The 12,962-nt window shown below is 71.9% G+C and carries 13 protein-coding genes; 5 read left to right on the top strand and 8 right to left on the bottom strand.

Annotated elements, in window-relative coordinates:
* Position 1: 1 nt before the first annotated feature.
* Positions 2–517 carry an HAD domain-containing protein gene (locus tag ACIQU4_RS30785; RefSeq protein ID WP_403737539.1) on the top strand — a complete coding sequence of 172 codons (516 nt, stop codon included), beginning with the start codon at positions 2–4 and terminating at the stop codon, positions 515–517.
* A 61-nt stretch (positions 518–578) separates the two neighbouring features.
* Here the strand turns inward: ACIQU4_RS30785 and argH are convergent, their stop codons facing one another.
* Together argH and ACIQU4_RS30775 are read right to left on the bottom strand one after the other, a co-directional pair.
* Positions 579–2,009, bottom strand: a complete 1,431-nt coding sequence (argH, locus tag ACIQU4_RS30780) for an argininosuccinate lyase (protein ID WP_403737536.1) — start codon at positions 2,007–2,009, stop codon at positions 579–581.
* Positions 2,010–2,107: 98 nt separating this feature from the next.
* Positions 2,108–3,301, bottom strand: coding sequence for an argininosuccinate synthase (locus ACIQU4_RS30775; protein WP_403737534.1), 1,194 nt, complete (start codon positions 3,299–3,301; stop codon positions 2,108–2,110).
* Positions 3,302–3,366: 65 nt separating this feature from the next.
* On the opposite strand from ACIQU4_RS30775, the gene ACIQU4_RS30770 reads away from it, so the two are divergent.
* Genes ACIQU4_RS30770 through ACIQU4_RS30760 form a run of 3 tightly spaced genes read left to right on the top strand, consistent with a single transcriptional unit; the run spans position 3,367 to position 5,075 of the window.
* Positions 3,367–3,783, top strand: coding sequence for a hypothetical protein (locus tag ACIQU4_RS30770; RefSeq protein WP_403737531.1), 417 nt, complete (start codon positions 3,367–3,369; stop codon positions 3,781–3,783).
* Positions 3,784–3,791: 8 nt separating this feature from the next.
* A complete protein-coding gene (locus ACIQU4_RS30765; protein WP_403737528.1) occupies positions 3,792–4,373 on the top strand; it encodes a pyridoxamine 5'-phosphate oxidase family protein in 582 nt (193 codons plus the stop codon).
* A gap of 6 nt (positions 4,374–4,379) precedes the next feature.
* A complete protein-coding gene (locus tag ACIQU4_RS30760; protein ID WP_403737679.1) occupies positions 4,380–5,075 on the top strand; it encodes a L,D-transpeptidase in 696 nt (231 codons plus the stop codon).
* 126 nt (positions 5,076–5,201) lie between these two features.
* On the opposite strand, the gene ACIQU4_RS30755 is transcribed toward ACIQU4_RS30760, so the two are convergent.
* From ACIQU4_RS30755 to argC, 5 genes are read right to left on the bottom strand one after another with little or no spacing between them, the layout of a single operon-like run.
* Positions 5,202–5,765 (bottom strand): arginine repressor, encoded by a 564-nt coding sequence (locus ACIQU4_RS30755; protein WP_385584593.1) that lies wholly within the window; start codon positions 5,763–5,765, stop codon positions 5,202–5,204.
* A gap of 7 nt (positions 5,766–5,772) precedes the next feature.
* The gene (locus tag ACIQU4_RS30750; protein ID WP_403737524.1) at positions 5,773–6,984 is read right to left on the bottom strand and encodes an acetylornithine transaminase; all 1,212 of its coding nucleotides are present in this window, start codon (positions 6,982–6,984) and stop codon (positions 5,773–5,775) included.
* Positions 6,981–7,931 (bottom strand): acetylglutamate kinase, encoded by a 951-nt coding sequence (gene argB, locus ACIQU4_RS30745; RefSeq protein WP_403737521.1) that lies wholly within the window; start codon positions 7,929–7,931, stop codon positions 6,981–6,983. The genes ACIQU4_RS30750 and argB overlap by 4 nt, the downstream gene beginning before the upstream one ends.
* The gene (gene argJ, locus ACIQU4_RS30740; protein ID WP_403737519.1) at positions 7,928–9,085 is read right to left on the bottom strand and encodes a bifunctional glutamate N-acetyltransferase/amino-acid acetyltransferase ArgJ; all 1,158 of its coding nucleotides are present in this window, start codon (positions 9,083–9,085) and stop codon (positions 7,928–7,930) included. The genes argB and argJ overlap by 4 nt, the downstream gene beginning before the upstream one ends.
* Positions 9,082–10,110, bottom strand: coding sequence for an N-acetyl-gamma-glutamyl-phosphate reductase (gene argC, locus ACIQU4_RS30735; RefSeq protein WP_403737517.1), 1,029 nt, complete (start codon positions 10,108–10,110; stop codon positions 9,082–9,084). Before argC ends, argJ begins: the two co-directional genes overlap by 4 nt.
* A gap of 159 nt (positions 10,111–10,269) precedes the next feature.
* On the opposite strand from argC, the gene ACIQU4_RS30730 reads away from it, so the two are divergent.
* A complete protein-coding gene (locus tag ACIQU4_RS30730) occupies positions 10,270–12,168 on the top strand; it encodes an alkyl/aryl-sulfatase (protein WP_403737514.1) in 1,899 nt (632 codons plus the stop codon).
* Positions 12,169–12,177: 9 nt separating this feature from the next.
* Here the strand turns inward: ACIQU4_RS30730 and ACIQU4_RS30725 are convergent, their stop codons facing one another.
* The gene (locus tag ACIQU4_RS30725) at positions 12,178–12,933 is read right to left on the bottom strand and encodes an N-acetyltransferase (RefSeq protein WP_403737511.1); all 756 of its coding nucleotides are present in this window, start codon (positions 12,931–12,933) and stop codon (positions 12,178–12,180) included.
* Positions 12,934–12,962: the final 29 nt, after the last annotated feature.

The raw sequence follows: 12,962 nt of genomic DNA, 5'->3' as shown, positions 1-12,962 counted from the left end.
GATGACGCGCAAGCCCTTGCTGCTGATCGACGTGGACGGCCCGCTGAACCCCTACGCGGCCCAGGCCCAGCGCCGCCCGGAGGGGTACTCCACCCACCGGATGCGCCCGAGCGGCTGGACGGAGGCCGAGAGCCGGCGGCCGCTGCGGGTCTGGCTGAATAACGCCCACGGCCCGCAGCTGCTCGCGCTGGCGCGCTCGTACGAGCTGGTCTGGGCGACCACCTGGAAGGACGAGGCGAACGACTGGATAGGCCCGCACCTGGGCCTGCCGAGGCTCCCGTACATCGACTGGCCGCAGATGCACGGGCGGGCTCCGCGCGGCACCTTCTGGAAGACGCAGTACGTCCTGGAGTACGCGGGCGCACGGGAGTTCGCGTGGATCGACGACGACATCACGGCGACGGACCGCGAGTACGTGGACCAGCGCCACCCGGCGCGGGCACTGCTGATGCGCGTCGACGAGCGGATCGGCCTGACCCGGGCGGACTTCGGGGCCCTGGCGCGCTGGGCGGCGTAACGGGCGCGCCCGAGGGGCGGTGGGAACCTGGGCTCCCGCCGCCCCTCGGGCGCAACGGCTGCTAGTGCTTGTGGGTGGCCCAGGCGTGCTGGATGACCAGGTCGGCCTTCAGTTCCGCGAGCTGCTTGGCGACCGCCGAGGGGGCGGTGCCGCCGCGGCCGTTACGGGAGGCGAGGGCGCCCTGCACGTTGAGGACCGTACGGACCTGCGGGGTCAGGTGCTCCGAGATCTTCGCGAACTGCTCGTCCGTGAGCTCGTCCAGCTCGATCCCGAGCGCCTCGCACTCCTTGACGCACTCCCCGGCCACCTCGTGCGCGACGCGGAACGGAACGCCCTGCTTGACCAGCCATTCCGCGATGTCCGTGGCGAGGGAGAAGCCGGCCGGAGCCAGCTCCTCCATCCGCTCCCGGTTGACCGTGAGCGTCGCCATCATCCCGGTGAAGGCCGGGAGCAGGACCTCAAGGGTGTCGCAGGAGTCGAAGACCGGCTCCTTGTCCTCCTGGAGGTCCCGGTTGTAGGCCAGCGGCAGCGCCTTCAGCGTGGCGAGGAGGCCCGTCAGGTTGCCGATGAGCCGGCCCGACTTCCCGCGCGCCAGCTCCGCGATGTCCGGGTTCTTCTTCTGCGGCATGATCGACGACCCGGTCGAGAAGGCGTCGTGCAGGGTCACGAAGGAGAACTCCTTCGTGTTCCAGATGATGATCTCCTCCGCGATCCGGGACAGGTTGATCCCGATCATCGCGGTGATGAAGGCGAACTCGGCGACGAAGTCGCGCGAGGCCGTGCCGTCGATCGAGTTGCCGACCGAGCCCCGCTCGAAGCCCAGGTCGGCGGCGACCGCCTCCGGGTCCAGCCCCAGCGAGGAACCGGCCAGCGCACCCGAGCCGTACGGGGAGACAGCGGTCCGGGTGTCCCACTGCCGCAGCCGCTCCGCATCCCGCGACAGCGACTGCACGTGGGCCAGTACGTGGTGCGCGAAGAGCACCGGCTGCGCGTGCTGGAGGTGGGTCCGGCCCGGCATGGCCACGTCGTGGTGCGTCTCGGCGAGGCCGACCAGCGCGTCCTGGAGGTCCGCGATCAGGCCGCCGACGATCCGGGCGTGGTCGCGCAGGTACATCCGGAACAGGGTGGCCACCTGGTCGTTGCGGGACCGGCCGGCGCGCAGCTTGCCGCCGAGGTCGGCGCCGAGCCGCTCCAGCAGGCCCCGCTCCAGGGCGGTGTGCACGTCCTCGTCGGCGATGGTGCCGGTGAAGGAGCCGTCGGCGACATCGGCCTCCAGCCGGTCCAGGCCGGCGATCATGCGGTCGAGCTCGTCCGCCGTGAGCAGGCCCGCCTTGGCGAGCACGCGGGCGTGGGCGCGGGATCCGGCGATGTCGTACGGCGCGAGGCGCCAGTCGAAGTGGACCGACGCGGACAGCTTCGCGAGGGCCTCGGCGGGGCCGTCGGCGAACCGGCCGCCCCAGAGCCGGACGTCACCACCGTTGTTGCTGCTCACAGCTGCTGCTCCTCAAGAATGCGTGCGTGGATGTGCGTCGGCCTCCCCGTCGCGGAGGTTACGGGGAGGCCGACTTCGTACTGCGTAACGAGTCGGGCTCAGGCCAGGTCGCGGCGTGCCGCGATCTTCGACGAGAGACCGAAGATCTCGATGAAGCCCTGGGCCTTGGACTGGTCGAAGGTGTCGCCCGAGTCGTAGGTCGCCAGGTTGAAGTCGTACAGCGAGGCGTCCGACCTGCGGCCGGTGACCACGGCGCGGCCGCCGTGCAGGGTCATCCGGATGTCGCCGGTGACGTGCTGGCTGGCCTCGTCGACGAAGCCGTCCAGGGCCCGCTTGAGCGGGGAGAACCACTGGCCGTCGTAGACCAGCTCGCCCCAGCGCTGCTCGACCTGCCGCTTGTAGCGGGCCAGTTCGCGCTCGACGGTGACGTTCTCCAGCTCCTGGTGCGCGGTGATCAGCGCGATCGCGCCGGGGGCCTCGTACACCTCGCGGGACTTGATGCCGACGAGGCGGTCCTCGACCATGTCGATCCGGCCGATGCCCTGCGCTCCGGCCCGGGCGTTGAGCTGCTGGATCGCCTGGAGCACGGTGACGGGCCTGCCGTCGATGGCGACCGGGACGCCCTCCTTGAAGGAGATGACGACCTCGTCGGCCTCGCGCGGCTCGGCGGGGTTGGCGGTGTACTCGTAGATGTCCTCGATCGGCGCGTTCCAGATGTCCTCCAGGAAGCCCGTCTCGACGGCGCGCCCGAAGACGTTCTGGTCGATGGAGTACGGGGACTTCTTGGTGGTCGCGATCGGGAGGTTCTTGGCCTCGCAGAAGGCGATGGCCTTGTCCCGGGTCATGGCGTAGTCGCGGACCGGGGCGATGCACTTCAGGTCGGGGCCGAGGGTCTGGATGCCGGCCTCGAAGCGGACCTGGTCGTTGCCCTTGCCGGTGCAGCCGTGGGCGACGACGCCGGCGCCGTGCTTCTTCGCGGCGGCGACCAGGTGCTTGACGATGACCGGCCGGGAGAGCGCCGAGACCAGCGGGTACCGGTCCATGTAGAGGGCGTTCGCCTTGATCGCCGGGAGGCAGTACTCGTCGGCGAACTCGTCCTTGGCGTCCGCGACCTCGGCTTCGACGGCACCGCAGGCGAGGGCGCGCTTGCGGATGACGTCCAGGTCCTCGCCGCCCTGGCCGACGTCCACGGCAACGGCGATGACCTCTGCGCCCGTCTCCTCGGCGATCCAGCCGATGGCGACGGAGGTGTCCAGTCCGCCTGAATAGGCGAGTACGACGCGCTCGGTCACGGGCTTCTCCTTACGGTGCGTCCAGCGGTACATCCAGCCGTAGGCATAACTATGCACTGTTCCGTATGTTTCGTCAATCGATCCCGGAGCCGGCCCGGCGGGCGGGCGAGGAGCAGCGGGATCCCGCGACGGCTCGGCTGTGGGGCGAAGCGGCGCCGGCCGCGATGGCCGGCGACGGGCCCGACGACGAGGCGATCGACGCCCTGCTGCGCGGGCACCTCCCCTTGGTGCGGGCCGGCGGGGCCATCGGGCTGCGCGCCTCCGTGGAGCTGCCGACGGACGCCGACCCGGCGCTGCGCCGGATCGCCTCGCAGCGCGTGCAGAGCCTGTGGTCCCCCCACCGGCCGCCCGGGCTGCCGCAGGGCGACCCGGAGGTAGCGGCCCTGCTGGACCGCTGCACCGGGGTGTCCGGCGAGTACGTCATGGGCCGGATGCGCTCACGGCTCGGAATTCCCCGCACGGCATCCGGCCCGACCGGATGATGATCCCTATGGGAAAACTCTACGAACGCATAGACGGCCGGCTCCGCACCTTCATCGAGGAGCAGCCGGTCTTCTTCACCGCCACCGCCCCGCTCGCCGGGGACGGCCACGTCAACCTGTCTCCCAAGGGCCGCGCGGGCACGCTCGTCGTCGTCGACGAGCAGACCCTCGCCTACCTCGACTTCGGCGGCAGCGGCGCCGAGACCATCGCCCACGTCCGCGAGAACGGCCGGATCACACTGATGTGGTGCGCGTTCAGCGGCCCGCCCAACATCGTGCGCATCCACGGCGAGGGCGAGGCCGTCTTCCGCGACGACCCCCGCTGGGGTGAGCTGATCGGTCTGTTCGGGGCGGCCGACGGGCCCTCGGCGCGGGCGATCATCGTCGTGCACGCCCGCAGGATCGCCGATGTGTGCGGATACGCCGTCCCGTTCATGGAGTACCAGGGCGAGCGCACCCTCCACGCGGAGTACTTCGGCCGCAAGACGGACGAGGAGTTCGGTGCGTACTGCGAGAAGAAGGAGTTCATCGGATCGAGTGTGGACGGCCTGCCTGCGCTGCCGCTGCCCCTTCCGCCCCGTACCGTCTGACATGTGCTGCGTACCGCTCTCGCCACCGGCTCACTGATCGTCACCAGCCTGCTCGCGCAGGGCTCGTACGGGTCCGCGCCGCTGCCCGCCCGCCTCGCCGACACCGGCGGCGGCAGCCAGCTCATCACCGCCGTCGCGCCCGCACCCGGATCCACCACCGGGCGGCTGACCTGGTGGGACCGCTGGGCGGGGCACTGGTACGAGGCCGGCAGCGCCGAGGCGCGCTTCGGCGCGAACGGCCTGACCGAGGGCGCGACCCGCACCCAGGGCACGAACACCACGCCGACGGGCCTGTACGAGCTCCCCTACGCCTTCGGGATCCGGCACGCGCCGGCCGGGACGGAGTTCCGCTACCGCCGGGTGACGCCCGATTCCTGGTGGTGCCAGGACAACGCGTCGGCCGCGTACAACCGGTGGACCGAACCGCTGCCCGCCGACTGCGCGCCCGGCGAGGCGGAGCACCTGGTCACGTACGAGAAGCAGTACGCGCACGCGCTGGTCATCGGCTTCAACTACGAGGAGCCGGTGCACGGCCGCGGCGCGGGCATCTTCCTGCACGTCAACGGCAAGGGGGCGACGGCCGGTTGCGTGTCCGTGCCGGAGCGGGCGATGCGCGCGGTCCTGCGCTGGGCCGACCCGCGCCGCCGCCCGCACATCGCGATCGGGACGCAGGAAGGACCGCTCGCCGTCACCCGCTACTGAACACCGGCCGGAATCGCTGCACGGCGCCGGCGGCCACGGTTGCGGCGACGCCGGGGGCGCAGGCGGATGTCCGCCCAGGACGACGGGACCTGACGGACTGACCGTCAATCCGTCGCCCCGGGGCGGTCAGCTCTCCTTCTGGGCCAGCCTCAGCAGGTGGTCCGCCAGGGCCTGGCCGCCCGACGGGTCACGGCTGATCAGCATCAGCGTGTCGTCGCCGGCGATCGTGCCGAGGATCTCGCGGAGTTCGGCCTGGTCGATCGCCGAGGCGAGGAACTGGGCCGCGCCCGGCGGGGTGCGCAGGACGACGAGGTTCGCGGAGGCCTCCGCCGAGATCAGCAGCTCGCCGGAGAGGCGCCGCATGCGCTCCTCCTTGGCCGACTCGCCGAGCGGCGCCTGCGGGGTGCGGAAACCGCCCTCGCTGGGCACCGCGTAGATCAGCTCGCCGCCGGTGTTGCGGATCTTCACCGCGCCCAGCTCGTCGAGGTCGCGGGAGAGCGTCGCCTGGGTGACGCTCAGCCCGTCGTCGGCGAGCAGCTTGGCCAGCTGGCTCTGCGAGCGGACCGGCTGCCGGTTGAGGATGTCCACGATCCGGCGGTGGCGGGCGGTGCGGGTCTGCGGAACGGACGGCCCTCCCCCGGACTCGGTCCGGGGGGAGCCCCACTCCTCGTGGTCCTGCGCGTGGCTCATCGTCGTCTCATTCCCCGGTGTGTCCGTCCCCGTTGGCTGCGTCGAGAATGCCGGGCAGGGCCCGGACGAACGCGTCCGCCTCGGCCTCGGAGAGTACGTACGGGGGCATGAGCCGTACGACGTCGGGGGCGGGCGCGTTGACCAGGAAGCCGGCATCTTGGGCCGCCTGCTGCACCTGCGGTGCGAGCGGCCCGGTCAGCACGATACCCAGGAGAAGGCCCTCACCACGGACATGGGAGACCAGCGGGTGGCCGTTCCCCTCGCGGAGGCCCTCGATTCCGGAGCGCAGCCGCTCCCCGCGCGCCTTGACCCGGTCGAGCAGTCCCTCGGTGGCGATGGTGTCGATGACGGCGAGGCCGGCGGCGCACGCGACGGGGTTCCCGCCGAAGGTGGTGCCGTGCTGGCCGGGCTGGAGCAGCTCCGCGGCCGGCCCGAAGGCGGCTACGGCGCCGATCGGCAGTCCACCGCCGAGACCCTTCGCGAGCGTGACGAGATCGGGCTCGACACCCTCGTGGGCCTGGTGCTCGAACCAGTGGCCGCAGCGCCCGATCCCGGTCTGCACCTCGTCCAGGACGAGCAGGGTGCCGGTGGCCCGGGTGATCTCCCGGGCGGCCGTCAGATATCCGGCCGGAGGTACGACGACACCGTTCTCGCCCTGGATCGGCTCGATGACGACGAGGGCCGTCTCCTCGGTGACGGCGGCCCGCAGGGCCTCGACATCGCCGTACGGGACGTGCGTGACCTCGCCGGGCAGCGGCAGGAACGGGACCTGCTTCTTCGGCTGGCCGGTGAGCGCGAGGGCGCCCATCGTCCGGCCGTGGAAGCCGCCGTCGGTGGCCACCATGTGGGTCCGCCCGGTCAGCCGGCCGATCTTGAAGGCGGCCTCGACGGCCTCGGCCCCGGAGTTGCAGAAGAAAATCCGGCCGGGGCGGCCGAAGAGCTGGAGCAGCCGCTCGCCGAGCGCGAGGACCGGCTCGGAGGCGTAGAGGTTGGAGACGTGGCCGAGGGTGGAGACCTGCCGGGTCACGGCCTCGACGATCGCCGGGTGGGCGTGGCCGAGGGCGTTGACCGCGATGCCGCCCACGAAGTCGGTGTACTGCTTGCCGTCCGCGTCCCAGACCTGGGCGCCTTCGCCTCGTACGAGGGCCAGCGCGGGCGTTCCGTAGTTGTTGGTCAGCGCCCCCTGCCAGCGGGCGGCGTAGTCCTGGTTGCCGGTCACGCGGGTTCCCCTCCCTGTGCGTCGGGCTGTGCGTCGGGCACGACCATCGTGCCGATTCCCTCGTCGGTGAAGATCTCCAGCAGGATCGAGTGCGGCACCCGCCCGTCGATCACGCGGGCCGTGCTCACCCCGCCGCGGACGGCGTGCAGGCAGCCCTCCATCTTGGGCACCATCCCGCTGGACAGCTCGGGCAGCAGCTTCTCCAGCTCGCTGACGGTGAGGCGGCTGATGACCTCGTCGCTGCTCGGCCAGTCCGCGTAGAGGCCCTCGACGTCCGTGAGCACCATCAGCGTCTCGGCGCCCAGCGCGGCGGCGAGCGCCGCGGCCGCCGTGTCGGCGTTCACGTTGTACACGTGGTGGTCGTCGGCGCTGCGCGCGATGGAGGAGATGACCGGGATCCGGCCGTCCGCCAGCAGCGCCTCGATCGCACCCGTGTCGATGGCGGTGATCTCGCCGACCCGGCCGATGTCGACGAGCTCGCCGTCGATCTCCGGGGTGTGCCGGATGGCGGTGATGGTGTGGGCGTCCTCGCCGGTCAGGCCGACGGCGAGCGGCCCGTGCTGGTTGAGCAGCCCGACCAGCTCGCGCTGGACCTGGCCCGCCAGGACCATCCGTACGACGTCCATGGCCTCGGGGGTCGTGACGCGCAGGCCCGCCTTGAACTCGCTGACCAGGCCCTGCTTGTCGAGCTGGGCGTTGATCTGGGGGCCGCCGCCGTGCACCACGACCGGCTTGAGGCCGGCCTGGCGCAGGAAGACCACGTCCTGGGCGAAGGCGGCCTTCAGGTCCTCGTCGATCATGGCGTTGCCGCCGAACTTGACGACGACGACCTTGCCGTTGTGGCGGGTGAGCCAGGGCAGGGCCTCGATGAGGATCTGCGCCTTGGGCAGGGCGGTGTGCTTGCGCGCGGTGCCGGAGCCGGGCTGCCCGGCCTTGTCGTCGCTCATGAGGAGTAGGCGCTGTTCTCGTGGACGTACTCGGCGGTCAGGTCGTTGGCCCAGATCACGGCGGACTCGGAGCCGGTGGCCAGGTCCGCGGTGATGCGGACCTCGCGGTCCTTCATGGAGACGAGGTCGCGGTCCTCGCCGACCGAGCCGTTCCTGCAGACCCAGACGCCGTTGATGGCCACGTTCAGCCGGTCCGGGTCGAAGGCGGCCCGGGTGGTGCCGATGGCGGAGAGCACCCGGCCCCAGTTGGGGTCCTCGCCGTGGATGGCGCACTTGAGCAGGTTGTTGCGGGCGATGGACCGGCCGACCTCGACCGCGTCGCCCTCGGTGAGCGCGCCGACGACCTCGATGCGGATGTCCTTGCTGGCGCCCTCGGCGTCGCCGATCAGCTGGCGGGCGAGGTCGTCGCAGACGGTCCGTACGGCCTCCGCGAAGGCCTCGTACACGGGCACCTGGCCGCAGGCCCCGGAGGCGAGCAGCAGCACCGTGTCGTTGGTGGACATGCAGCCGTCGGAGTCGACCCGGTCGAAGGTGGTGCGGGTGGCGGAGCGCAGCGCCTTGTCGAGGGTGGCGCTGTCCACGTCGGCGTCGGTGGTGAGGACGACGAGCATGGTGGCCAGACCCGGGGCGAGCATGCCCGCGCCCTTGGCCATGCCGCCGACGGTCCAGCCTTCCTGGCTGACGGCGGCCGTCTTGTGCACGGTGTCGGTGGTCTTGATGGCGATGGCGGCGTCCTCGCCGCCGTCGGCGGAGAGGGCCGCGACGGCGGTGTCGATGCCGGGGAGCAGCTTGTCCATGGGGAGCAGGACGCCGATCAGGCCGGTGGACGCGACGGCGATCTCGCCGGCGTTGTGCTCGCCGCCGAGCGCCTCTGCGACCTTCTCGGCGGTGGCGTGGGTGTCCTGGAAGCCCTTGGGGCCGGTGCAGGCGTTGGCGCCGCCGGAGTTGAGGACGACCGCGCTGACGACGGAGCCGCGCAGGACCTGCTCGGACCAGAGCACGGGTGCGGCCTTGACGCGGTTGGAGGTGAAGACGCCCGCCGCGGCCTGCCGCGGACCGTTGTTGACCACGAGGGCCAGGTCCGGGTTGCCGTTCGCCTTGATCCCGGCCGCGACACCCGCTGCGGTGAACCCCTGTGCTGCCGTGACACTCACGGTGCGACTCCGATCGAAGAAAGACCCAGGCCCTCGTGGAGGCCGAGGGCGATGTTCATGCTCTGCACCGCGCCACCGGCAGTGCCCTTGGTGAGGTTGTCGATGGCGCTGATCGCGATGATCCGCCGGGCGGACCCGTCGTACGCGACCTGGATCTGAACGGCGTTGGAACCGTGGACGGACGAGGTCGCCGGCCACTGCCCCTCGGGCAGCAGGTGCACGAAGGGTTCGTCCGCGTACGCCTTCTCGTACGCGGCGCGCACCGCGTCGGCGGTGGTGCCGGGGAGGGCCTTGGCGGAGCAGGTGGCCAGGATGCCGCGCGACATCGGCACGAGGGTCGGCGTGAAGGAGACCGAGACCTTCTGCCCGGCGATCGGGCTCAGGTTCTGCACCATCTCCGGGGTGTGCCGGTGCCCGCCGCCCACCCCGTACGGGCTGACGGATCCCATGACCTCGGAGCCGAGCAGGTGCGGCTTGAGCGCTTTGCCGGCGCCGGAGGTGCCGGTGGCGGCGACGATCACGGCCTCCGGCTCGGCCAGCTGCGCGGCGTAGGCCGGGAACAGGGCGAGGGTGACGGCGGTCGGGAAGCACCCGGGAACCGCGATGCGCTTGGACCCCTCCAGCGCGGCGCGGCAACCGGGCAGCTCGGGGAGCCCGTACGGCCAGGTGCCGGCGTGCGGGGCTCCGTAGAAGGCATCCCAGTCGGCGGAGTCCTTGAGCCGGTGGTCGGCGCCCATGTCGACGACGAGGACGTCCTCGCCGAGCTCGGCGGCGACGGCGGCGGACTGCCCGTGAGGCAGGGCCAGGAAGACCACATCGTGGCCGGCGAGGACCTCGGGCGTGGTCGCCTCCAGGGTCCGGCCGGCGAGCGGCACCAGGTGCGGCTGGAGGCTGCCGAAGAGCTGCCCGGCGTTGGAATTGCCGGTCAGCGCGCCGATCTCCACCTCGGGGTGGGAGAGCAGCAGGCGCAGGACTTCGCCGCCCGCGTACCCGCTCGCTCCGGCCACCGCTACACGTACCACCATCGGACCCTCCTCCTCGATGGCATGACTATACGTATCGCCGCAGGTTTATGCAAAGCATCGCGATGATCACTCTGCGGGCCCCGCCGGAGCACGGGAAGATGAACACGGAGTTCCGCAACCCGCACCCGACCAGCACCCGACCAGCACCGAGGACCGCGTATGAAGGACTCTCCCGGAGATGCCGAACCCGTCGTCGCGGAGGCCAACGGCGCCGCGCTGCGGGACTCCGCGTTCGACGACACCCGCGACCTGGAGAACGAGCGCCGCGGATTCGTCGGCACGGTCGGGGAGAGCGGCATCTGGGACGTGGACGGCCGCGTGGTGTGGGACCTGGACGCCTACGGGTTCCTCGACGCGGACTGCCCGCCCACCGCCCACCCGAGCCTGTGGCGCCAGAGCAGGCTCGTCACCGGGCACGGACTGTTCGAGGTGGTCCCCGGGATCTACCAGGTGCGCGGCTTCGACCTCTCCAACATGACCGTCGTCGAGGGCGAGCGCGGCATCCTCGTCATCGACCCGCTGATCTCCACGGAGACCGCCGCCGCCGCACTTGCGCTCTACCGCCGCCACCGCGGCGAGCGCCCCGTCACCGGCGTCCTCTATACGCACAGCCACGCCGACCACTTCGGCGGCGTCAAGGGCGTGATCAGCGTCCAGGAGGTCGCGGCCGGGGTGCCGGTGCTCGCCCCGGAGGGGTTCCTGGAGCACGCCGTCAGCGAGAACGTCTACGCCGGCACCGCCATGAGCCGCCGCGCCACGTACATGTACGGGGCCGCCCTGCCCAAGGGCCCCCGCGGGCAGATCGGCTCGGGGCTGGGCCCCACGACGTCGACGGGCACGGTCACCCTCGTCCCGCCGACCCTCACCATCACCCGTACCGGGCAGAGCGAGACCGTCGACGGCATCCGCATGGTGTTCCAGATGACCCCGGGCACCGAGGCCCCGGCCGAACTCAACATCCACTTCCCCGGCCACGCCGCCCTGTGCACCGCCGAGAACGCCACCCATACCCTGCACAACCTGCTCACGCTGCGCGGCGCCCAGGTCCGCGACCCGCACGACTGGGCCCGGTACCTGACCGAGACCGTCCAGCTCTTCGGCGCCGCCACCGACGTGGTGTTCGCCTCGCACCACTGGCCGGTCTGGGGCCGCGAGGACGCCCTCGCCTTCCTCTCCGAGCAGCGCGACCTGTACGCCTACCTGCACGACCAGACGCTGCGCATGATCAACCAGGGGCTCACCGGCCTGGAGATCGCCGAGCGGATGCAGCTGCCGCCCGCACTGGAGCGCGCCTGGCACACCCACGGCTACTACGGCTCCGTCAGCCACAACGCCAAGGCCGTCTACCAGCGGTACATGGGCTGGTTCGACGGCAACCCGGCCCACCTGTGGGCCCACCCGCCCACCGAGGCCGCCACCCGGTACGTCGAGTTCATGGGCGGCGCCGGCGAGGTGCTGCGCCGCGCCCGCCAGTCCTACGCGCAGGGCGATTTCCGCTGGGTCGCCGAGGTCGTCGGCCACGTCCTGTTCGCCGACCCCGACGACGCCGAGGCCCGCGCCCTGCAGGCGGACGCCCTGGAGCAGCTCGGCTACGGCAGCGAGAACGGCACCTGGCGCAACTCCTACCTCACCGGCGCCCACGAACTGCGCCACGGCCCGGTCGGCACGTCCGCCACCACCGCCTCCGAGGACCTGATCAACACCCTGACGCTCGACCAGCTCTTCGACTCCCTGGCGATCCGCGTCGACGGCCCGCGCAGCTGGGACGCGGACGTCACCGTCCGCTGGCGGCTCACCGACGGCCGCGAGCCCAGCACCCTGCGCCTGAAGAACGGCGTGCTCACCCACGTCCGGGGCCTCGGCCCGGCCGCCGGCGAGCCGGACGTCGAGATCGCCCTGGACGAGCCTGCGCTGCGCGCCCTCCTGCTCGGCCGGACCTCGCTCGCCGACCTGCTCGACCGGGGCCGGGCCGAGGTCTCCGGCGATCCGGCCCGGCTCGCCGAGCTGACCGGCCACCTCACCGAGCCCGACCCCGACTTCGCGATCGTCACCCCCTGACGGACTCCCTCAGGGGGTGTCCAGCACGTGCCGGACCCAGACGTTCGGCTCCACGTACGCCGCGTAGCCCTGTTCGGCCTCGCAGCGGACCGGGGCCAGCGCTCCCGGCACCCGCACCGGGCCCGTCGTGTCGAACGGCAGCCCGGTCCACTCCCGCCACTGCGCGAGCGAGCCGGTGATCGTCATCGACAGCGGGGCCACCGAGTCGATCACCGCCCCCGCGCGGACGTGGACCCGCAGCCACGGGTCGTACGGGAGGCCGTCCTCGCGCGTGCGGTACGCGTACTCCTCGATCGGGGTGTCCGGCTCGGCCGGCTTCCCGCTGGGCCGGACCGGGGCCACCACCTCGGCGAAGCCGCGGGCGCGGGCGTTCTCCCGCATCGCGGACAGCATCCGCCCGGACAGGCCCTCGCCGAGCCGGTCGGTGGCGACGGTGATCTCGATGGCGCTCACCGTGTCGGGGGCGACCCCGCGCCGCAGGTCGGAGAAGGCCCACATGAGGACCTGGTCCCAGCCCCGCGCGGGCAGCACCCCGTCCCGGCCGGGCGCGTGCTGTGCGAAGGGCACGCTGAACCCGCGGGCGACCACCGCATCGCCGTCGGTGGCGATCAGGACGTAGTCGGCCAGCTCCTTGGTCATGCGCGGGTAGAGGAGCCATGCGAGCGGATCGTGCTGGGCGAATTGCGGCCAGGTGTCCTTCATGTCCCAGAGCCGCTCGGCCAGTTCGGGGCGCTCGGCCAGGGTGGTGATCTTGATGCCGTCCATGGCCGCAGGGTAGGGCGGTGGAGGGCGCG

It is taken from the genome of Streptomyces sp. NPDC090741 (assembly GCF_044769045.1).
Taxonomy (GTDB): domain Bacteria; phylum Actinomycetota; class Actinomycetes; order Streptomycetales; family Streptomycetaceae; genus Streptomyces.
This window is presented reverse-complemented; position numbering and strand designations above follow the sequence as displayed.